The sequence below is a fragment of the Microbacterium sp. CFBP9023 genome (assembly GCF_034045055.1).
Taxonomy (GTDB): domain Bacteria; phylum Actinomycetota; class Actinomycetes; order Actinomycetales; family Microbacteriaceae; genus Microbacterium.
Genome location: NZ_JAXCWI010000001.1, coordinates 501,842 through 521,188, shown reverse-complemented (window position 1 = coordinate 521,188; position 19,347 = coordinate 501,842). Strand labels below are relative to the sequence as shown.

Here is a 19,347-nt window from a genome sequence, read left to right as displayed (position 1 = left end):
ATCCTGCCACGCTACCCGGCGAGCCCCAACGCTCGCGCGATCACGAGGAGCTGCACCTCGGTGGTGCCCTCGCCGATCTCGAGGATCTTCGAGTCGCGATAGTGACGGGCCACCGGGAACTCGTTCATGAAGCCGTTGCCGCCGAAGATCTGCGTCGCGTCCCTGGCGTTGTCCATCGCGGCCTCGCCCGCCACGAGCTTCGCGATCGCCGCCTGCTCCGCGAACTGCCGCCCGGCGTCACGGAGCCGTGCCGCATAGTGCCAGGCGAGCCGTGCCGTGTGCACTCGGGCACGCATGCGCGCGAGGGTGAACTGTGCGTTCTGTCGCGTGCTGAGGGCGCTGCCGAAGATGGTGCGACTCTTCGCATAGTCGACGGCTGCCTCGAGGCAGCCCTCCGCGGCGCCGGTCGACAGCGCGGCGATCGCGATGCGGCCCTCGTCGAGGATGCTCAGGAAGTTGCGGAAGCCGCTCCCCTGCTCGCCCAGGAGGTTGCCGGCGGGGACCCGTGCCCCGGTGAAGCTGAGCGGATGCGTGTCGGACGCGTTCCACCCGACCTTGTCGTACGGCGCCTCGACGGTGAACCCGGGTGTGCCGTTGGGCACGATGATGGTCGAGATCTGCTTGCGGCCCCCCTCGTTCCCGGTGACCGCGGTGACCGCGGTGACCGTGACGAAACGCGTGATGGGCGTTCCTGAATTGGTGATGAACTGCTTCGACCCGTCGATGACCCATTCGTCGCCGTCGAGCCGGGCGGTGGTCCGGGTCGCTCCCGCGTCGCTCCCGGCCTCCGGCTCGGTGAGGCCGAAGCCCGCGAGCGCTCGGCCGGCGAGCAGGTCCGGCAGGTACTCCTGCTTCTGCTCTTCGGTGCCGAAGCGGAAGACGGGCATCGCACCGAGGCTGACTCCGGCTTCGAGCGTGATGGCGATGGACTGGTCGACGCGTCCGAGCGCCTCGATCGCGATGCCCAGCGCCATGTAGTCGCCGCCCTGACCCCCGTACTCCTCGGGGAACGGCAGGCCGAACAGCCCGAGGTCACCCATCTGGGCGACCACGTCCATCGACAGCGTGTGCGTGCGGTCCGCCTCGTAGGACTGCGGCGCGACGACCGTCTCGGCGAACTCGCGCACCATCGCCGCGAGTTCGCGCTCTTCATCGGTCAGCTCATGCATCGTCACTTCTCCTCCGTCGTCATGTGCGCGACCGGCTGGTCGCGTCGAACCTGATCGCCGACGGCGACCAGGAGGCGCACCGTCCCGTCCTGGGGCGCCAGCACCGGGTGCTCCATCTTCATCGCCTCGATCGATACGAGCGGCGTGCCGGCGGTCACGACGTCGCCGTCGCGGACATGCACGGCCACCACGCTTCCCGGCATCGGGGCTCTCGCATCCGGACCGTTCGCGGACTCGCTCTGCTCCCTCTGCTGCAGACGGTGCAGCAACAGGGCTCGGCGATCGAGAGCCTCCAGGCGCACGGTGCGTCCGTCCTCGCTGACCCAGACCGCACCGTCGTCGTCCACCGCAGCCATGGCGCGCGACCGCGAGCCGCTGGATGCAGGCGCGGGGATGACCTCGCCGCGTTCGGTCCGGAAGGAGATCTCGCGCCGATCGTCCTGCGTGAGGTCCTGCCACACCGCGCCCGCTCGCTGACTCGCCCTGGTCGCGCCGACCGCGTCATCCGTGCCTGAGACGGTTCGCCGTGCGGCGGCCAGCATCGTCGGCGATGGCGGCTCCTCGACGAGCGGCAGAAGCGTCTCGATGAGTCCCGTGTCGAGGTCCCCGGCCGTGACCCGCTCATCGCGGCAGAGTGTGCGCAAGAACCCGATGTTCGTGTCCACACCCAGCACGACGGTCCTGCTCAGAGCCTCATCGAGCAGGCGGAGCGCGGTGGTCCGGTCGTCAGCGAACGCGATGATCTTCGCGATCATCGGGTCGTAGAATCCGGTCACGTCGTTGCCCGTCTCCACGGCCGCATCGACCCTCACGCCGCGCGGCGGATCGAACAGCAGCACGCGTCCGGTCGAGGGCAGGAACCCGCGCTCCGGCGATTCCGCGTACACGCGCGCCTCGACGGCGTGACCGTGCAGACCCGGCGCAGGGTCGAGACGTCCGCCTGCCGCGACGTGGATCTGCAGGGCGACGAGGTCGAGGCCGGTGACCTCCTCGGTGACGGGGTGCTCGACCTGCAGACGGGTGTTCATCTCGATGAAGAAGACCTGGTCCGGAACATCGGCGTCGATGAGGAACTCCACGGTTCCGGCGCCGACGTACGAGACGCTCTGTGCGGCCTGCATGGCGGCTTCGAGGAGTCGGTCCCTCGTCGACTCGGGGATCCCCGCAGAGGGAGCCTCCTCGATCACCTTCTGGTGACGTCGCTGCAGCGTGCACTCGCGCTCGCCGAGGGTGATCACCGTTCCGTGAGCGTCGCCGAACACCTGCACCTCGATGTGCCGGGGGCGTCGGATGAGCCGCTCCAGGATCAGGGAGTCGTCACCGAACGCCGAACGCGCCACCCGTCGACCGGACGCCAGTGCGGCGCTGAGCCCGGATGCCGCCTCGACGACCTCCATACCCTTGCCGCCGCCGCCCGCACTCGGCTTGACGAGCAGCGGGTAGCCGACAGCGTCGGCCTCGTCAGCGATCTCCGCGTCCGACAGTCCTCTCGCATCGAAACCCGGCACCACCGGGACGCCGGATCGCACGACATGGTCGCGGGCCTTCGCCTTGTCTCCCATGACCTGGAGTGCGTCGACCGACGGACCGATGAAGACGATGCCGCTCTCCGCGCATGCCTCGGCCAGCCCGACGCTCTCCGAGAGGAATCCGTAGCCCGGATGGATGGCCTGCGCTCCGGTCGCGCGGGCTGCGGCGATGACGGCATCGATGTCGAGGTACGACTCGGCGACCGGCGCCGGGCCGATCCGCACGGCTTGATCGGCCTCGCGCACATGGGGGGCGTCGGCATCCGCATCGCTGTAGACGGCGACGCTGCGGATGCCCATCGCACTGAGAGTGCGGATGACCCGGCGTGCGATCTCCCCTCGATTGGCGACGAGGACGCTGTCGAAACGATGGGAGGTGGAGACACTGTTCGTCATTGCGGTCACATCCGGAAGAGGCCGAAACGCGGCTCGGGCAGAGGGCTTCGCGCGACCACATCGAGGGCGAGCCCCAGCAGGTCGCGGGTCTGGGCGGGGTCGATGATGCCGTCGTCCCACAGGCGGGCGGTGGCGTAGTACGGCTCACCCTGGGTCTCGTACTGCTCCCGGATGGGCTGTTCGAACGCGAGCCTCTCGTCGGTGTTCCACGCCTGTCCGCGAGCCGTCAGCTGGTCGTCCTTCACCGTCCCGAGAACGGAGGCCGCCTGGGCGCCGCCCATCACCGAGATACGGCTGGCCGGCCACGTCCACAGGAAGCGAGGCGAGTACGCACGTCCGCACATGGAGTAGTTGCCGGCCCCGAAGGATCCGCCGATGATGACGGTGAGCTTCGGCACGCGGGTGCTGGCGACGGCGGTGACCATCTTCGCTCCGTCCTTCGCGATGCCGCCCGCTTCGGCTTCCGATCCGACCATGAAGCCGGAGATGTTCTGCAGGAACACCAGAGGGATGCCGCGTTGGTCGCAGAGCTCTATGAAGTGCGCGCCCTTCAGGGCGGATTCGCTGAAGAGCACTCCGTTGTTCGCGACGATCCCGACCGGGTGCCCGTGCAGGCGCCCGAAGCCGGTGACGAGGGTCGTGCCGTACTCCTTCTTGAACTCGCGGAACGTGTCGCCGTCGATCAGCCGATCGATCACCTCGTGCACGTCGTACGGGGTGTTGACGTCGACCGGGACGACGTCATAGAGCGAGCCGGGTTCGGACGGCCGACGCGACTCGACCACGTCCCAGACCGGAGCGAGGGGCGACGGCAGGGTGGCGACGATGTCGCGCAGGATCTCGAGTGCGTGCTCGTCATCCTCGGCGAGATGGTCGACCACCCCGCTGCGCCGGGCGTGCAGTTCGCCGCCGCCGAGCTCCTCCGCCGACACGATCTCACCGATCGCCGCTTTCACGAGCGGAGGGCCGCCGAGGAAGATCGTCCCCTGGCCACGCACGATGACGGTCTCGTCACTCATCGCGGGGACATAGGCTCCGCCCGCCGTGCACGAACCGAGCACGGCGGCGAGCTGCGGGATCCCCTCCGCGGACATCCTGGCCTGGTTGAAGAAGATGCGTCCGAAGTGCTCGCGGTCCGGGAACACCTCGTCCTGCTTGGGGAGGAAGGCGCCGCCGGAGTCGACGAGGTAGAGACACGGAAGTCGATTCTCGAGCGCTATCTCCTGTGCGCGCAGGTGCTTCTTGACCGTGAGCGGATAGTAGGTTCCGCCCTTGACTGTCGCGTCGTTGCACACGACCATCACGTGCCTGCTGTGGACGAGGCCGATCCCCGCGATGACTCCTGCGGCTGGCGCCTCTCCCTCGTACAGTCCGTCGGCCGCCAACGGGGCGATCTCGACGAAGGGGCTGCCCTCGTCGAGGAGTCTGGTCACGCGATCACGCGGGAGGAGCTTGCCGCGCGCGATGTGCCGTTCCCGGGACGCCTGCGGCCCCCCTTGAGCGGCGACGGCCAGTCGTTCGTGCAGCTCGGCAGCGAGAGACTGCTGGGTTGCGGGCATCGTGACGTCCTCCTCGACCACATCGCGCCGGCGTCATCGCCCTGGCGCATTCGATGCTTTCTCGGTTAGTGTTCACTAACCGATCGCATCAGGTTAGCGAGGATTAACTGAGATGACAAGCCCTCCCACTGCGCGAGACCGCGCCAAGGCGGAGCGGTCTGACGCCATCCTCCGAGAAGCCGCACGACTCTTCGCCGAGAGCGGATACAACGGTGTGAGCCTCGAAGACATCGGCGCCGCCGTAGGCGTCTCCGGACCGGCGGTCTACCGCCACTTCGCCGGCAAGCAGGCGCTGCTCGGCGCCGTGCTCGTCCAGGTGAGCGATGACCTGGTCTCGGGCGGCACGAGTGTCGCGGCGGGCGGGTCCACACCCGAGGAGCGCATCCGCGCGCTCGTCGCCTTCCACGTGGAGTTCGCGCTGGGTCACGCGGATGTGATCCGAGTGCATGACCGGGACGTCGCGCATCTCGCCGCTCAGGATCATGCCGAGGTCCGCCGGCTGCAGCGCGCATACATCGAGCTCTGGATCGAGACCCTGAGCCATCTGGTCGATGCCGACGCCGACGAGCTTCGTCTGCGGGTGCAAGCGTGCTTCGGGCTCATCAACTCGACACCGCACAGCACGCGCGCGGCGTCCCGGCAGCGCTCCGCCACCGCGACAGTGCTCGCCGCGATGGCGGAATCAGCGCTCCGAGCGACTACCTGAGCAGCATCGCCCTCCCAGGTTCCTCCAACACGTCCGCGACGTCCTTGAGGAACCTCGCTCCCTCCGCCCCGTCGACGATGCGGTGGTCGAACGACAGGCTGAGAGTCATCACCTGGCGAAGGGCGATCTCACCGCGGTACTCCCACGGAAGGCGCCGGACGGCGCCGACGGCGAGGATTCCCGACTGCCCCGGAGGCAGGATGGGGGTGCCCGCGTCGATGCCGAACACACCGATGTTCGAGATGGAGAAGGTGCCGCCCGCCAGCTCGACAGGAGATGTGCGTCCTTCCCGCGCGGTGACGGCGAGAGATGCCACCGCATCGGCGAGCTCTGTGAGTGTCAGAGACTCGGCGTCGCGGATGTGAGGCACGATGAGTCCCCGCTCGGTCGCTGCGGCGATCCCGAGGTCCACGTATCCGAACTGCACGATCTCGCCCGCGGACTCGTCCCATCGGGCATTGAGCCCGGGCGTGCGACTCAAGGCGAGACAGGCCGCTTTCGCCACCACCGCAAGCGGACCGATCCGATGCTCCGAGAGTGAGCGGTCGCCCCGCAGCGAGGCGATGAGGTCCATCGTCGCCGTGACATCCACCGTGTGGAAGACCGTGACGTGCGGTGCGGTGAACGCGCTCTCGACCATCGCCGCAGCCGTGTGCTTGCGAACTCCGCGGATGGGGATCCGCGTCTCCCGAGAGCCATCACGGAGGCTCGCGGCATCGTCCGGAACCCGCGGTCGGGGAGGCGCGGGATCGACCTGTTCTGCGGTCGTCGCCGTGCGAGACGCGTAGTCGTCGACATCCCCGCGGGTGATCACGCGATCCCCCACCGTCGCCGCCACCAGCACGAGATCGATCCCGAGACGCTTGGCATACGCACGCACGGGCGGAGTGGAGCGCGGCCGCTCGGCGACGACCTCGACGCTCACGGTCGGCGACGCGTCGTGCGGCGCCGCTTCGAGCACGGCCGTGTCGGTCGCCGCCCGTCCGCCGACCGCACGTCTGGCACGTCGGGCCGGTCGCCCGGATGCTGATGGCGCAGCTCCGTAGCCCACGAGGTTGGGTTGCGCCTTCTCCTCAGCACCGCCGCCATCCGAGGCGGCAGACGAAGCGTCGTCGGCTCCCTCGACATCGAACTCGATCAGCGGCGCGCCCACTGCGACGGTCTCCCCCGCCGCAGCATGCAGGGCTGTGACGACGCCTGCGTGCGGAGAAGGCAACTCGACGATCGCCTTGGCGGTCTCGACCTCGGCGAGAGTCTGATTGAGCGCGACGACATCGCCGGGAGCGACGAGCCACTGGACGACCTCCGCCTCTGTGAGTCCTTCTCCGAGGTCGGGCAGTCTGAACTCCGCGTTCACGCGTCTGCTCCCGTCAGGCTGTTCGGACGGTCGAGCACCCGGTCGACGGCGTCCAGCAGTCGGTCGAGATCCGGCAGATGGTATTTCTCGAGCTTCGCCGGCGGGTACGGGACGTCGTGTCCGGTCACGCGCAACGGCGCCGACTCGAGGTACTCGAAGCAGCGCTCCGTGACGCTCGCGATCACCTCAGCCGCCATACCGGCCTCTCGCGACGCCTCGTGCGCGACGACGACACGGCCGGTCTTGCGGACCGACGTCGCCACGGTGTCGTAGTCGACCGGCGACAGCGAGCGCAGATCGATGACCTCGAGCGAGATGCCATCGTCTTCGGCGGCCTCGGCGGCCTGCAGCGCGGTCGTCACCATCGCCCCGTAGGTGATGAGCGTCGCATCATCGCCTGTGCGGACGACTCGCGCGAGTCCCATGGGGGCGGCATCCGCGAGCGGGGCGTCGAGATCGACATCGCCCTTGTGGTGGTAGAGCCGCTTCGGCTCGAAGAAGATCACCGGGTCGTCCGACGCGATCGCCTGGCGAAGACTCCGGTAGGCGTCTTCCGGATTGGAGACCGCGATCACACGGAGCCCTGCGGTGTGCACGAAGTACGCCTCAGGCGATTCCGAGTGATGCTCGGCAGCACCGATGCCTCCCGCCCAGGGGATGCGGATCGTTATCGGCATCTTCACTCGGCCCTGCGTCCGGTAGTGCAGCTTCGCCACCTGCGCGACGATCTGGTCGAAGGCCGGATAGACGAAACCGTCGAACTGGATCTCGACTACAGGCCGATAGCCGCGGAACGCCAACCCGACCGCCATGCCGACGATGCCGGATTCAGCGAGGGGCGTGTCGATGACACGCTGGGGCCCGAACTCGTCGAGGAGTCCATCCGTGATGCGGAAGACGCCTCCGAGCTTGCCGATGTCCTCGCCCAGCAGCACGACCTTGTCGTCGTCGCGCATCGCCCGTCGTAGACCTGCTCCGAGCGCCTTTCCGAGAGTGATCTGAGTCATGCTCACGCCTCGCCGTCGAATGACGCGAGGTACGCGGCGTACTCGTCGCGCTGCCGCTCGAGGCCGGAGTGCGGCTCTGCGTAGACGCCGTCGAACACCGCGAGCGGAGGACGCGTCACCATGCCCAGGCACTCGGCGCGCATGTCTCGAGCCGCGGCGTCCGCCGCTCTCTGCGTGTCCGCGAGCTGCTCGTCGTCGAGCTCGCCGATCGATCGCAGGTGTGCCTCCAGCCGGGCGATCGGGTCACGCTCACGCCATGCCTCGAGTTCGTCGTCGCTGCGGTAGCGGGTCGGGTCGTCGGCTGTCGTGTGCGGACCCATGCGATATGTGACGGCCTCGATGTAGGCGGGGCCCTGTCCGGACCGCGCGTGCGCGAGAGCCCAGCGCATCGCGGCCATGCAGGCCAGCACGTCGTTGCCGTCCACGCGCAGGCTCGGGATGCCGAAGCCGGGCGCGCGTCCGGCGATCGGATACTGCGATTGCACCGACACCGGCTCCGAGATGGCCCAGTGGTTGTTCTGGCAGACGAACACCACCGGAGCCTGATACGAGGACGCGAAGATCATCGCCTCGTTCACATCTCCCTGGCTCGTGGCACCGTCGCCGAAGTAGGTGACGGCGACCTCGTCCGCATCTTCGTGACGGATGCCGAGCGCATACCCGACCGCGTGGAGCGTCTGCGCTCCGATGATGATCTGCAACGGAGCGACGCGGAGTGCTGCGGGGTCGTGACCCGCGCCCTCTTCACCACGCCACATACGGACGAAGTCGCCCGGCTGCGCGCCCCGTGCATAGATGACCCCCGTCTCGCGGTAGCTCGGGAAGACGTAATCCTGCGGTGCGAGCGCCCTCGCGGTTCCGATCTGGGTCGCCTCCTGCCCCTGGCATGGCGCCCAGAGCCCCAGCTGGCCCTGGCGCTGGAGCGCCACCCCCTCCGCGTCGATGCGCCGGAGGATGACCATGTCGCGGTGAAGCGCGCGCAGTCCGGCACCGTCGACGTCGGCGACGAACCCGTCGAGACGAGTGTTCGCGACGCGCTCGCCGTCCGGCGCGAGGATGCGCTCCGCGAGTTCGAGATCCTGCGCCATGTCGGCGATCGGAGTGATCTGGGGTGACATCGTCGTCCTCCTCGTTCGTGGCCGTCGTCACGGGTTCTACGCGCGGCCCCGGCCTCAGCGCCGGTTCACTTGAGAGTACGTCCGCTCATCACCTCGCTCAAGCAATCGAGAGCGGCTTGAGCATGTTGCCAAATATGGGGTGCATCGTCCCTGCTATCGTTTGGCACTATGGCCGGACTTGACCGCATTGATCTGGAACTTCTCGCCGCACTCGCCGATGACCCTCGCGTGACGATCGTGGCGCTGGCAGAGAATCTCGGACTCTCCCGCAACACCATCCAGGCGCGCATGGCGAGACTCGAGCAGACAGGGATCTTCCAGTCGTACGAGCGGTCGTTCTCGACCGACGTGCTGGGGTTCCCCCTTCAGGCGTTCGTGAGCATCGGCGTGCGTCAGACCGAATTGCCGCGGATCATCAACGAACTGGCGCGCATTCCCGAGGTCGTGCAGGCGCACGGACTCAGCGGATCGATCGATCTGCTGGCACGCGTCGCGTGCAGGGACGCCCGCCACCTGTTCGACACCGATGCGCGCATCCTGTCGATCGACGGAGTCGAGCGGACTGAGACCTCCCTGGCCATGGGCGAGGTCATCCCCTTCCGGGTTGCCGGCCTCATCGGGCTCGCGAGACGGGAATCCTGAGGAATCGTCGTACGGCGCCTGCAGCCTCGGCAGGCGTCTCGTAATGGATCAGGTGTCCGACCTCGGCGATCTCCACGAGGGTCGCGTCATCGAATCTGGTGGCGAGCTCCCGCTCGACTTCGATCGGTGTGATGTCGTCGCGCTGAGCGGCGATGAGCAGAGTCGGGGTCGGGATCGAGCGGGCGAATTCGCTCACATCATGCGACACGCTCGTCACGAAGGCGTCCCGCAGGACATCGCGGTCGGCGAAGCGCGAGAAGTAGGTGTCGTGCTGATCGTGGATGAAACGGCGCAGCTGCGGGTCCGACGTCTTCGCCATCGTGATGCTCATGACTCTGACGATCAGTCGATTCCGCAGCAGAGCAGTGCCCAGCCGCTCGGGCAGCCGCGCCCCGAGCGAGTAGTACAGCACGGCCAGCCGCGTCATGATGCCCTTGGGGCCCTCGAGGGCGGGTGCTCCGATCGGATTGATGAGGATCAGCCGCGGAGTCTCGAGCCCTGCCGCCACGGCCGCGGAGGCGACGATCGATCCGAAGGAGTGCCCGAGGATCACCGCCCCGGGGGCCACCGCAGCGGCGAACTCGGTCAGCCACGCGACATACTCATCGAGATCGTACGAGCGCCCGGCGACGGGCGCCGTCTCTCCGAAGCCGGGAAGGTCGGGAGAGATGACCCGGACCTCGGGAAGGAACGCGAGAACCGGCTCGAGACCGTGGTGCTCACCTCGGAATCCATGCACGGCGACGACTGTCACATCTGCATCGGAGGGACCGTACTCCCAGTACACGGTCGTCCCGCCTCTGACCTCGACCTCATGACGCACGACCGGCAGTCGGCTCAGACGGTCGGCATACGGGGAGGGCGCGGGCATGGATCAAGTCTAGGGTCGTCGCATGCGGGATCCCCGTGTGCCTCCGCCCCGATGTCGGAGCCCGGTTCTACGGTGAGATCATGCCCCCGGCACCCTCGCTCCCGCACTGGATCACTCGCGTAGGCGTGTTCGACCTCGAGACGACCGGTGTGGACGTGGAGCACGACCGCATCGTCAGCGCACACGTCGGGCTCCTCGACGCCGGCGGCCGCGAGATCGCCGCACGGGACTGGCTCGCGGATCCCGGCATGCCGATTCCGGACGGCGCCACCGCCGTGCACGGGATCACGACCGAGCACGCGCGCCGCCACGGACGGCAGGGCGCCGAGGTGGTCCGAGAGGTCACGGCGGCCCTGCGATCCCTGCTTTCTCAGGGTGTGCCGATCGTGGCCTACAACGCCGCATACGATTTCTCCCTCCTGGCACACGAGGCGCACCGCCACGGCATCCCGCCACTGGAGGACCCTTCACCGATCATCGACCCGCTCGTGATCGACAAGGCCTATGACCGCTATCGTCCGGGCAAGCGCACGCTCGAGGTGGTCGCAGCCCTCTATGCGGTGCGCCTCGAGGACGCCCACGAAGCGGCGGCGGATGCCGTGGCCGCAGGCCGGGTCGCGCAGGCTCTGGCCCGCCAGTTCGTGCTTCCGGATACCCTGGAAGAGCTGCACACACGCCAGATCGGGTGGGCCCGCTCTCAGGCGGCGAGCCTCACGGAGTACTTCATCCGGATGGGGCGCATCGAACCTGATGAGCGCCTCGACGGAACCTGGCCGGTCCGTGCACGTCGAACCGTTCAGGAGGTGCCCCGCGATGCGATTCCGTACCAGTGACGTCTCGCGTGTCGAGAGCACCTGGAAGCAGTTCGTCCCGTCCGCCGTACTGCACGACGTCGACCCGCAACGCTTCCGCTTCGACTGGCACTCTGCCGATCTCGGTGCCGTGAGTCTCGTGCGCTACGACCTCGCCGCCGAGGTGCGCTCGACAGCCGAACCACAGGACCAGGTGCTGGTCTGCCGTGTCGATGGGCCCGATGCCCGGGTGTACTCCGATCGAGGAGATCTCGATGCGAGTCTCCCCTGGATCTCCGATGGTCCGAGAGTGCGCGCCCGCTGGGATGCGGGAGCGAGGGTCACGGCACTCGTCTTCGAGCGGGACACCCTGACCCACCTCGCGAAGAGGATCAGTGGCGACGACGGCGTATCCGTCCGCGTGGGCGATCTCGCTCCGCGCTCCGCGCACGCCGGGGCTGCCTGGGATCGCATGTTCGCGTATCTCGAGATGAGCGCCGCGGATCTCGTCGACGATGCGGACGATGACGATCTCGTGCGCAGCGAACTGGCTCGCCATGCCGCGGCGACGACGCTCGCGGCCTTCGCGACGACGAGTCGCCTGCAACGGCATCGGCCGGCGCAGAGCACGCCGGCGCCGGCGACGGTGCGTCGCGCCCTCGCCTTCATCGCCGAGAACTCGCACCGGCCGATCACGGTCGACGACGTCGCCGCTGCCGTCCACATCTCGACGCGAGGCCTTCAATACGCCTTTCGGCGCGCGCTCGACACGACGCCGGCGGAGTCGCTGAGGCAGGCGCGCCTCGATGGAGCGCACCGCGACCTGCGTTCGGGCTCACTGACGACGGTCGCCGCGGTGGCCCGCCGGTGGGGTTTCTCGCATCCGTCTCGCTTCGCCGCGGCGTATCGCGAGAGCTTCGGCGTGCTTCCTTCTGTGACGGCGGCGAAGCACCGTCGATGACACTATGCGAACAGATTGTTCGCACGTGTCGCGCGCCGCGACCAGCACGCCGAGAGCGGCGCCGACTGAGACATATATTCCGAGATATGGGTTCTCTCTATTACGGCGGCTCGGAGCCGATCCATATCGAAGATCGGGCGCTCGCGCACCTCAAGGTCGTCGTCGCGACGAAGTTGCGTCGCAACGAGAGCTTCACACTCACGTGGAAGCATCCCGACGGTGACACCGAAGGCCGTTCGACGGTCTGGCTGCATCCGTCGATCCCGCTGCGGTTCGTCTTCGACGAGAGCGAGACGCCCGAGCTCAGCCGCCGATGGATCGAGGATCTCGCTCATTCGGCCAACTCGAGCGGGGGCATCACGCTCGTCGACGAGGTCATCGACCCCTCGCCCGACCTCGACGCCGCGGGCACTCGCTGACGTCCACAGGCATCGGCACGCACCCGCCGGTGTCAAGTCCCTCGCGCCCGACGTCGGGTGATGCCACGATCGAACCGATGACGGCACACACCGAGGGGCACACGATGGAGACGGTCGATGGCCTTCCGTCGACGGCGAATCAGGGCACACGGCTCACCACGTCAGTGGTCATCCCGGTCAAGGACGATGCCGAGCTGCTGGCGCGCTGCCTGAGCGCTCTGCACGCCCAGGACCAGCCGGCCGACGAGATCATCGTCGTCGACAACGGCTCATCCGACTCGTCGGCCTCCGTCGCCCTCGCCTGGGGTGCGCGCGTGCTGACGTGTCTCGATCCCGGCATTCCCGCTGCGGCGTCGACCGGGTATGACGCGGCTCTCGGCGAACTGATCCTGCGCCTCGACGCGGACTGCGAACCGGATGCTCAGTGGATCACGGCCATCGTCTCGGCCTTCGACGACGACGAGCACCTCGGGGCGATCACCGGGGCCGCGCGCTTCACGGACGGGCCGGCAGCCCTGCGCACGCCACTCTCGCGGCTCTATCTCGGCGCCTATATGACCCTCTTGAGCGTCACTCTCGGACATCTGCCCCTCTTCGGATCCAATCTCGCGTTCCGCAGGGAGGCCTGGCAGGCCGTGCGGTCCGACGTGCACCGAGGAGACCCCGACATCCACGACGACCTCGACCTCGCCTTCCACCTCGGCGAGAACCACCGCATCGCCCGGCTCCCGCACACCACGATGGGGATGTCGATGAGGCCGCTCACCGCAGGACAGTTCGGTCGACGCGTGCACCGAGGCGTCCGTAGCGTGCTCGTGCACTGGCCCCGCGACTTCCCACCCCTGCGTTGGGGACGGCTCATCGTCCGCCGCCGCCTGTTCAGCACCGCGGGACGGAGCGCCCGGTGACGGTCGTGCCGCTGATCGGTCCCGCTGCTGCACCGGACCTGCACGTGATGTCGTTCAACATCCGTCGCGCGATGGAAGGCGCCCTGCGTCGGAAGCGTGACCGCTGGAGCCATCGCGAGCCTGCGGTCGCTGAGATGGTCCGCTCGGAGCGGCCGACCGTCCTCGGACTGCAGGAAGTGCTCCCCCGGTCGCTGAAGGCCGTCACCGACGCGCTCGGGCGGGACCATCGGTTCATCGGCAGAGGGAGGAACCGCGATGGCACGGGTGAGGGAACACCCATCCTCTACGACGCATCGCGGCTGGAACTGCGCGGGTGGGACCAACACGCTCTCTCGACACGGATCGACGAGCCGGGCAGCCTGTCATGGGGAGCGCTCTTTCCTCGCATCGTCGTCTCCGCGGAGTTCAGGGACAGGTCGACAGGGGTCGGGTTCCTGGTCGTCAACACCCATCTCGATCATCTCTCGCCTCGGTCTCGGCGACGTTCTGCCGAAATCATCGCCGCAATGGTTCGCGCGCGCGCCCTTCCGACGGTCGTGATGGGAGATCTGAATGCGGGCCCCGGCTCCCAGGCCCTGCGCACACTCGTCTCGCGCGCCGATCTGAGCGACTCCTGGGGCGCGGCAGACGATCGGCTGACGCCCCTGTGGAGCACCCTCAGCGGATATCGGCGTCCGAAGGTCGGCGGTCGACGCATCGATTGGCTGCTCGTCAGTCCGGATGTCCGAGTCCGTGCCGCTGCAGTGAACGCGCACGTCTTCGACGGGATCGCACCCTCGGATCATCGCCCGGTGCAGGCGCTCCTGCGCCTGACGGGGAGGACACCGTGAAAGAGGACTTCCTGCGACCGCCGCGCACCGTCACGGAGTGGTCGGCCGACTTCGTGCGGGCGGTGGGCATCATCGGGGTCGCCGTCGCGCTGGTATGGCTCGCCCCGACCGACGCCGGCATCGCGGCGCTTGCGCTTCCCGCTCTGATGCTGCCGCGAGTTCTGGGCATGCGCGGGTGGTTCGACCTCACTGTATGCGCCACCGTGCTCGTGGCGGCGTGGAGCAATGTGCTCGACCTGTACCGGTCGATCCCCGGATGGGACCTGCTCCTGCACCTGATCTGCACGGGGGTTCTCACGGTCGTCGCCGCACTGATCCTCACCCGGGCAGATGTCGTGCCCCTGACTCGCGACTCGGGCGCCAGCCGACGCACCTCGCTGATCCTCGCGCCCGTCCTTGCGCTGGCGCTGAGCGCGGTGTGGGAGATGATCGAGTGGCTCGGCTGGGCCTACCTCAGTGACGAGATCTTCGTCACCTACCAGGACACGATCGGCGACATGGTCTTCGGCGCCTTGGGCGGGATCGCCGCCGGAACAGTCCTCGCGACGTCGTCCCTCGATCGACAGCGGTCGACCGATGACGTCGCTACGAAGCGGAGCAGGAGTAGGGCGGGCGGGACTTGAACCCGCGATCGTTGGGTTATGAGCCCACTGCCTTAACCAGCTTGGCCACCGCCCCGTGAGGACCAGCCTATCGGTCGAATCCGATCAGATCGGTGTCGCCGCGGCGTGGGTCCGGACGTGCGCGAGGTAGACGTCGGCGTTCGCGATCAGGTCAGCACGCTCCTGGTCGCTGAGCGCTCGGCGCACCTTCGCGGGCACCCCGGCCACCAGTGATCCGTCTGGCACCTCCGTGCCTCCGAGCACGACGGCTCCACCGGCGATGAGACAGCCGGCGCCGATGACGGCCCCGCTGAGCACGACGGCTCCCATGCCGATGAGCGAACCGTCTCCGATCGTGCACCCATGGACGACCGCGTTGTGACCGATCGACACCTTCGCGCCGATGACGACCGGATGCGCCGCGTCGACATGGACCGAGACATTGTCCTGGACGTTGCTGTCGCGTCCGACCGCGATGGAGGCAGAGTCGCCTCGAAGGACCGCGTTGTACCAGACACTCGCACCCTCGGCCAGCGACACGTCTCCCACGATGCGTGCGCCCTCGGCGATGAAAGCGTCGGCGGCGATCCGCGGGGACTTCCCCGGCAGGGCGAGGACGGAGGCTCCGGCAGCGATGCTCATAAGGTGAGACTATCCTCCCAAGCCCGGATTTCCGCGTGATTCCGGGCCACTAAGCCGAGCCTTCGCTTGCTTGCGGAATGATTTCAGACGAGTAGCGTTGTCCTCATCAGGCACGAAGAGACAACTCCGGAGGAGTCACAATGAGCAAGGTACAGACCGTTTCCACCACCGCCAGCGACCCGACCGTGGCCGCTGCAGCGTCTCAGTTCCTCTCCCCCGTCGTGCTCGGTCTCCAGGCGCTGACGATCGACGGCAAGCAGGCGCACTGGCATGTCCGCGGCGCCAACTTCGTCGGAGTTCATGAGCTCCTCGACACCATCGTCGCGCACGCCGGCGACTTCGCCGACACGGCCGCCGAGCGGATCGTCGCCCTCGGTCTCCCGATCGACGCGCGCATCAGCGCCGTCGCCGCCAAGGGCGGTGCGACGTCGGTTCCGGCTGGCTTCACCCAGTCCGATGAGCTCGTGCGCGCCGTCATCTCCGACATCGACGCGATCCTCGTCGACGTGAAGGCAGCGATCGACGGGCTCGACGAGGTCGACCTCACGAGCCAGGACGTCGCGATCGAGATCATGCGCGGGCTCGAGAAGGACCGCTGGTTCCTCGTGTCGCACATCGCAGCCTGAGCACCCACGCGACGAAGAAGGGCACCGGGCTTCCCGTGCCCTTCTTCGTTCTCGCGCTCATCCGCCGTAGGTCAGCCGCCCGGCGACCATCGTCGCCATGACCGGCATCCCTCGCAGATCCGCACCTGATGCGGAGAGCGGGTCGTAGCCGCACAGGGCGATGTCTGCGGCCTCCCCCGGACGCAGAGCCGTGCGGACGCTCGCCTGGATCGCCTGTTCCCTCGTCAGTCGCTCTTCGGGGTGCCAGGGGTCGCGATCATCGTCCGTGCGGGTGACCGCCGCGGCGATCGCCTGCCAGGGATCGAGGGGAGCCACGGGAGCGTCGGATCCGAAGCGGATCTCCACACCGGCGTCTCGGAGGGCACTGAGCGGATAGCCGATCGACGTCTGCCCGGCCCAGTGCCGGCCGACCAGATCCCTGTCATCGAGCGCGTGCTGCGGTTGCACACTCGCGATGACGCCGAGCCTGCCGAACCGCGCGAGGTCGGAGTGCCGCACCAGCTGAGCGTGCTCGATGGTTCCGACGGCACCCGACACCGTGAAGGCGTCCAGCGCCCCGGTGACGGCGCGATCACCGATCGCATGCACCGCGACCGAGAGCCCTGCGCCGGTGGCGGTCGTGAGCAGCTCGGCGAGCTCGGCGGTCGGTACATTGAGCACCCCGAAGTTCTCGGGATCGCCAGGATACGAATGCGAGCAGGCCGCGGTGCGCGTGCCCAGCGAGCCGTCGCTGATGATCTTCAGCGGCCCGATCCGGATCAGGCCGCGCCCGGCTTCCGGTGCGTCCGCCGCCTCGTGCAGCTCGCCCGACCGGAGCCCGGCGCGGATCGCACGTCCGAGGTCGAAAGGGTAGATGGCGAACTCGACACGATGGGCAGCGAACCCGGCGCCGATACGCCGCGGCCAGGCATCGGCGTTCCAGGCCATGTCGAAGTCCACCAGGCCGGTGATGCCTCGAGAGGCGGCCCTCTCCCCCGCGTCGCGGACCGCTCTGTCGCCGCGTTCCGGGTCGACGGCGTTCAGGCGACGGGAGATCTCGAAGGCTTGCTCCTCTCTGAGCATCCCGTCCGGACTGTCGAAGCCCTCGAGCCGCAACGCCGCCGAGTTGAGCCACGTGCTGTGCACATCCGCGTTGATGAGATAGGTGGGCACTTCTCCCGTGGCGCTGTCGAGAAGTGCGAGCGAGGGCTGATCGGGCCACATCGCATCACGGAACCCGCTGCCGACCTTCCGCCCGTCCGGGAGGGGCGCCGCGGAGGACATGATCGCAGCCGCCTCCGACGCGGAGCCCGCGCCACCGAGAGCGACGCGTTCGGCGGCCAGAGCCCACTGCACCGTGTGCACGTGGTTGTCCCAGAGGCCCGGCACGGCCCACGCTCCGTTGCCGTCGAGGATGCGCCCCTGTGGCGGCAGCGCTCCGGCGGGGGCGATGTCGCTGATCCGGCCGTCTTCGATGAAGATGTCGACGGGCTCGTCGTCGATCAGGAACTCCTTGCCCGGTCCTGAGACCCGGACGCCCGACAGGGTGGCCACGCTGTCTGCGGCTCCGGTCACGAGCGGGCTCCGACGCGCGCCTGCTGGGCGCGACGCATCTCGGCGGCGAGGGCGGGCTGTGCGTACGGCCCATCGGCCTCGAGTTCGGCGATGATGGTCTCCACTGTCTCGGCCGGCTTGTTCTGACTCAGTTTGCGTTTGGCGACGACGCGTGTCGGGGTGAGCCTGAATCCCACCGTCCCTGCGGCCAGCCGTGTGATGAACGCGGGGTCGTTCGGCCGTTCCCACATCTGCCGTGGCTCCGGCATCCGCCCCTCGAAACGGTCGACGAGTCGATCGAGAACGGCGAGATTCTCTTCGTCGCTGAGTATCTCGGGAACTCCGGCAAGATGAACGGCCGTGTAGTTCCACGTCGGAACGGAGGGGACATCGCCATACCAGCCCGGTGAGATGTAGCCGTGCGGCCCCTGGAACACGATGAGCAGTTCCCTCTCGCCCAAGCCGTGGATCAGGTCGTCGGGCCGGCCGACGTGACCGACGACCGTGAGATCATCGCGATCCTGGTCGAGCAGCACGACGTAGTGAGAGGAGACGAGGCCCTCCGGTCCGTCGCTCACTATGGTCGCCCACGGATCGGCATCGATGACCCGACGGATCTCGGCCACATCAGCGAGCGTGAAACTGGGGTTCTGACGCATCCTCTCAGCCTACGGCTGACCGGTCAGGCCTGGCAGCGCGGGCACCAGTACAGCTTGCGGGCGCCGATCTCCTCGAGGGCGATCTCGGTGCCGCAGATTCGACACGGCAGACCGGCACGATGGTAGACCCAGTGGCGATCGTCGCGGCTCGCCATCGCCGCCCGATAGGCGTCGGGCGACAGATCATCCATGGTCATCATCTGGCCGGTCTCCACACCGACGGCCAGCAGACGCACCCAGTCGCGCCACAGTGCTCGCACGACCTCCTCGGGCACCTCGCGGCCGGGCGTGTGGGGGTTCAGCCGCTGTCGGAACAGCATCTCCGCCCGATACACGTTTCCGATGCCGCTGACCACGGCCTGATCCATCAGCAGAAGTGCGATCACCGTCTGCTTCTTACGGACCGCCTGCACGAAGCGCTCCTCGTTCTGCGCGGGATCCCCCACGAGGGGATCCGGGCCGAGCTTGGCGACGCTTGCGAGCATCTCCTCGGGACTCTGGAGCACGCAGGCCGTGGGGCCGCGCAGATCGGCAGCCGTGATGTCGGTCATCAGACGCAGTCGAACCTGTCCGACGACCGGTGGGGGCCATTCGAGTCCCTCGTCGGCGAGCCCCTTCGTCTGCTCCGACATGCGCACGTGCACCCGAGTCCGGCGGGGTGCGCCGATCGAGGCGAGCGAGTTCTCTCCGGCATCGTCGAGGATCTCCTCGTCGACCACAGTTCCGCGCTGGTTCGTCTGGCCCATGCGGCCGTTCGCAGAGGCGATCGTCGGGTCGACCAGGATGTCGCCGGCGAAGTCCCACGCGCCGTACAGGCCGAGGTGCACCCGAAGCCACACATCGCCTTCGGCCTCGAGGAACATCTGCTTCCCCACCGCCTGCACGCTGATCGCCTCACGACCGTTCAGGACGGCCGCACCCTCGGCGAATCGTCCCTGGGGGCTCGAGGCGAGCATCTGCTTCCCGACGAAGTTACGGTCGAACTGGCGCGCGATGCGGTGAACCGAATGTCCCTCGGGCAT

The 19,347-nt window shown here is 68.1% G+C and carries 20 protein-coding genes and 1 tRNA gene; 9 read left to right on the top strand and 12 right to left on the bottom strand.

Translation table 11 applies throughout. The annotated features are described in order from the left end of the window. Positions 1-11 precede the first annotated feature (11 nt). From SOM10_RS02525 to SOM10_RS02515, 3 genes are read right to left on the bottom strand one after another with little or no spacing between them, the layout of a single operon-like run. Positions 12-1,169: an acyl-CoA dehydrogenase family protein gene (locus SOM10_RS02525; RefSeq protein WP_320488249.1), complete on the bottom strand. Its 1,158-nt coding sequence runs from the start codon at positions 1,167-1,169 to the stop codon at positions 12-14. Between the two features lie 2 nt (positions 1,170-1,171). After that, on the bottom strand, positions 1,172-3,094 hold the full coding sequence (locus SOM10_RS02520; protein WP_320488248.1) for an acetyl/propionyl/methylcrotonyl-CoA carboxylase subunit alpha: 1,923 nt from the start codon (positions 3,092-3,094) through the stop codon (positions 1,172-1,174). Positions 3,095-3,099: 5 nt separating this feature from the next. Next, positions 3,100-4,653, bottom strand: coding sequence for a carboxyl transferase domain-containing protein (locus SOM10_RS02515; protein WP_320488246.1), 1,554 nt, complete (start codon positions 4,651-4,653; stop codon positions 3,100-3,102). Positions 4,654-4,765: 112 nt separating this feature from the next. On the opposite strand from SOM10_RS02515, the gene SOM10_RS02510 reads away from it, so the two are divergent. After that, a complete protein-coding gene (locus tag SOM10_RS02510; protein WP_320488244.1) occupies positions 4,766-5,359 on the top strand; it encodes a TetR/AcrR family transcriptional regulator in 594 nt (197 codons plus the stop codon). On the opposite strand, the gene SOM10_RS02505 is transcribed toward SOM10_RS02510, so the two are convergent. From SOM10_RS02505 to pdhA, 3 genes are read right to left on the bottom strand one after another with little or no spacing between them, the layout of a single operon-like run. After that, positions 5,352-6,716, bottom strand: coding sequence for a dihydrolipoamide acetyltransferase family protein (locus SOM10_RS02505; RefSeq protein ID WP_320488243.1), 1,365 nt, complete (start codon positions 6,714-6,716; stop codon positions 5,352-5,354). The two genes, SOM10_RS02510 and SOM10_RS02505, sit on opposite strands and share 8 nt — an antisense overlap. Further along, positions 6,713-7,723, bottom strand: coding sequence for an alpha-ketoacid dehydrogenase subunit beta (locus SOM10_RS02500; protein ID WP_056278708.1), 1,011 nt, complete (start codon positions 7,721-7,723; stop codon positions 6,713-6,715). The genes SOM10_RS02505 and SOM10_RS02500 overlap by 4 nt, the downstream gene beginning before the upstream one ends. 2 nt (positions 7,724-7,725) lie before the next feature. Continuing rightward, positions 7,726-8,841, bottom strand: coding sequence for a pyruvate dehydrogenase (acetyl-transferring) E1 component subunit alpha (pdhA, locus tag SOM10_RS02495; protein WP_320488242.1), 1,116 nt, complete (start codon positions 8,839-8,841; stop codon positions 7,726-7,728). 168 nt (positions 8,842-9,009) lie between these two features. Between pdhA and SOM10_RS02490 the strand changes: the two genes are divergently transcribed. Then, positions 9,010-9,483 (top strand): Lrp/AsnC family transcriptional regulator, encoded by a 474-nt coding sequence (locus tag SOM10_RS02490; protein ID WP_053096043.1) that lies wholly within the window; start codon positions 9,010-9,012, stop codon positions 9,481-9,483. Here the strand turns inward: SOM10_RS02490 and SOM10_RS02485 are convergent. Further along, the gene (locus SOM10_RS02485) at positions 9,455-10,354 is read right to left on the bottom strand and encodes an alpha/beta fold hydrolase (protein ID WP_053096042.1); all 900 of its coding nucleotides are present in this window, start codon (positions 10,352-10,354) and stop codon (positions 9,455-9,457) included. The two genes, SOM10_RS02490 and SOM10_RS02485, sit on opposite strands and share 29 nt — an antisense overlap. An 80-nt stretch (positions 10,355-10,434) precedes the next feature. Here SOM10_RS02485 and SOM10_RS02480 point away from each other — a divergent pair, with 80 nt between their 5' ends. The 6 genes from SOM10_RS02480 to SOM10_RS02455 all read left to right on the top strand — a co-directional run bounded on the left by SOM10_RS02480 (position 10,435) and on the right by SOM10_RS02455 (position 14,886). After that, positions 10,435-11,187 carry an exonuclease domain-containing protein gene (locus SOM10_RS02480; RefSeq protein ID WP_053099106.1) on the top strand — a complete coding sequence of 251 codons (753 nt, stop codon included), beginning with the start codon at positions 10,435-10,437 and terminating at the stop codon, positions 11,185-11,187. Beyond that, on the top strand, positions 11,168-12,106 hold the full coding sequence (locus SOM10_RS02475; RefSeq protein ID WP_320488240.1) for an AraC family transcriptional regulator: 939 nt from the start codon (positions 11,168-11,170) through the stop codon (positions 12,104-12,106). The genes SOM10_RS02480 and SOM10_RS02475 overlap by 20 nt, the downstream gene beginning before the upstream one ends. Positions 12,107-12,192: 86 nt before the next feature. Next, positions 12,193-12,525 (top strand): hypothetical protein, encoded by a 333-nt coding sequence (locus SOM10_RS02470; RefSeq protein WP_056278704.1) that lies wholly within the window; start codon positions 12,193-12,195, stop codon positions 12,523-12,525. Positions 12,526-12,602: 77 nt separating this feature from the next. After that, a complete protein-coding gene (locus SOM10_RS02465; RefSeq protein ID WP_320488237.1) occupies positions 12,603-13,433 on the top strand; it encodes a glycosyltransferase family 2 protein in 831 nt (276 codons plus the stop codon). After that, positions 13,430-14,263, top strand: coding sequence for an endonuclease/exonuclease/phosphatase family protein (locus SOM10_RS02460; protein WP_320488236.1), 834 nt, complete (start codon positions 13,430-13,432; stop codon positions 14,261-14,263). The genes SOM10_RS02465 and SOM10_RS02460 overlap by 4 nt, the downstream gene beginning before the upstream one ends. Continuing rightward, the gene (locus SOM10_RS02455) at positions 14,260-14,886 is read left to right on the top strand and encodes a hypothetical protein (protein ID WP_320488235.1); all 627 of its coding nucleotides are present in this window, start codon (positions 14,260-14,262) and stop codon (positions 14,884-14,886) included. Before SOM10_RS02460 ends, SOM10_RS02455 begins: the two co-directional genes overlap by 4 nt. Here SOM10_RS02455 and SOM10_RS02450 read toward each other — a convergent pair. Together SOM10_RS02450 and SOM10_RS02445 are read right to left on the bottom strand one after the other, a co-directional pair. Then, positions 14,868-14,941: transfer RNA gene (locus tag SOM10_RS02450), tRNA-Ile, on the bottom strand. The two genes, SOM10_RS02455 and SOM10_RS02450, sit on opposite strands and share 19 nt — an antisense overlap. Before the next feature lie 29 nt (positions 14,942-14,970). Beyond that, positions 14,971-15,507, bottom strand: a complete 537-nt coding sequence (locus SOM10_RS02445) for a gamma carbonic anhydrase family protein (protein ID WP_230100818.1) — start codon at positions 15,505-15,507, stop codon at positions 14,971-14,973. A gap of 140 nt (positions 15,508-15,647) precedes the next feature. On the opposite strand from SOM10_RS02445, the gene SOM10_RS02440 reads away from it, so the two are divergent. Beyond that, complete coding sequence (locus SOM10_RS02440; protein ID WP_053096038.1) at positions 15,648-16,133, top strand: Dps family protein; 486 nt, start codon at positions 15,648-15,650, stop codon at positions 16,131-16,133. Positions 16,134-16,190: 57 nt separating this feature from the next. On the opposite strand, the gene SOM10_RS02435 is transcribed toward SOM10_RS02440, so the two are convergent. Genes SOM10_RS02435 through SOM10_RS02425 form a run of 3 tightly spaced genes read right to left on the bottom strand, consistent with a single transcriptional unit; the run spans position 16,191 to position 19,347 of the window. Then, complete coding sequence (locus SOM10_RS02435; protein WP_320488231.1) at positions 16,191-17,687, bottom strand: amidohydrolase; 1,497 nt, start codon at positions 17,685-17,687, stop codon at positions 16,191-16,193. After that, positions 17,684-18,325, bottom strand: coding sequence for an FMN-binding negative transcriptional regulator (locus tag SOM10_RS02430; protein WP_053096036.1), 642 nt, complete (start codon positions 18,323-18,325; stop codon positions 17,684-17,686). The genes SOM10_RS02435 and SOM10_RS02430 overlap by 4 nt, the downstream gene beginning before the upstream one ends. 23 nt (positions 18,326-18,348) lie before the next feature. Further along, positions 18,349-19,347, bottom strand: a complete 999-nt coding sequence (locus tag SOM10_RS02425; RefSeq protein WP_056278701.1) for an Fpg/Nei family DNA glycosylase — start codon at positions 19,345-19,347, stop codon at positions 18,349-18,351.

Coding starts and splice junctions, on each gene's coding strand:
- SOM10_RS02520 (WP_320488248.1), bottom strand. CDS start 3,094: ATGACGAACAGTGTCTCCACCTCCCATCGTTTCGACAGCGTCCTCGTC.
- SOM10_RS02515 (WP_320488246.1), bottom strand. CDS start 4,653: ATGCCCGCAACCCAGCAGTCTCTCGCTGCCGAGCTGCACGAACGACTG.
- SOM10_RS02485 (WP_053096042.1), bottom strand. CDS start 10,354: ATGCCCGCGCCCTCCCCGTATGCCGACCGTCTGAGCCGACTGCCGGTC.
- SOM10_RS02445 (WP_230100818.1), bottom strand. CDS start 15,507: ATGAGCATCGCTGCCGGAGCCTCCGTCCTCGCCCTGCCGGGGAAGTCC.
- SOM10_RS02430 (WP_053096036.1), bottom strand. CDS start 18,325: ATGCGTCAGAACCCCAGTTTCACGCTCGCTGATGTGGCCGAGATCCGT.
- SOM10_RS02465 (WP_320488237.1), top strand. CDS start 12,603: ATGACGGCACACACCGAGGGGCACACGATGGAGACGGTCGATGGCCTT.
- SOM10_RS02500 (WP_056278708.1), bottom strand. CDS start 7,723: ATGACTCAGATCACTCTCGGAAAGGCGCTCGGAGCAGGTCTACGACGG.
- SOM10_RS02440 (WP_053096038.1), top strand. CDS start 15,648: ATGAGCAAGGTACAGACCGTTTCCACCACCGCCAGCGACCCGACCGTG.
- SOM10_RS02425 (WP_056278701.1), bottom strand. CDS start 19,347: ATGCCCGAGGGACATTCGGTTCACCGCATCGCGCGCCAGTTCGACCGT.
- SOM10_RS02510 (WP_320488244.1), top strand. CDS start 4,766: ATGACAAGCCCTCCCACTGCGCGAGACCGCGCCAAGGCGGAGCGGTCT.
- SOM10_RS02525 (WP_320488249.1), bottom strand. CDS start 1,169: ATGCATGAGCTGACCGATGAAGAGCGCGAACTCGCGGCGATGGTGCGC.
- SOM10_RS02490 (WP_053096043.1), top strand. CDS start 9,010: ATGGCCGGACTTGACCGCATTGATCTGGAACTTCTCGCCGCACTCGCC.
- SOM10_RS02470 (WP_056278704.1), top strand. CDS start 12,193: ATGGGTTCTCTCTATTACGGCGGCTCGGAGCCGATCCATATCGAAGAT.
- SOM10_RS02475 (WP_320488240.1), top strand. CDS start 11,168: ATGCGATTCCGTACCAGTGACGTCTCGCGTGTCGAGAGCACCTGGAAG.
- pdhA (WP_320488242.1), bottom strand. CDS start 8,841: ATGTCACCCCAGATCACTCCGATCGCCGACATGGCGCAGGATCTCGAA.
- SOM10_RS02480 (WP_053099106.1), top strand. CDS start 10,435: ATGCCCCCGGCACCCTCGCTCCCGCACTGGATCACTCGCGTAGGCGTG.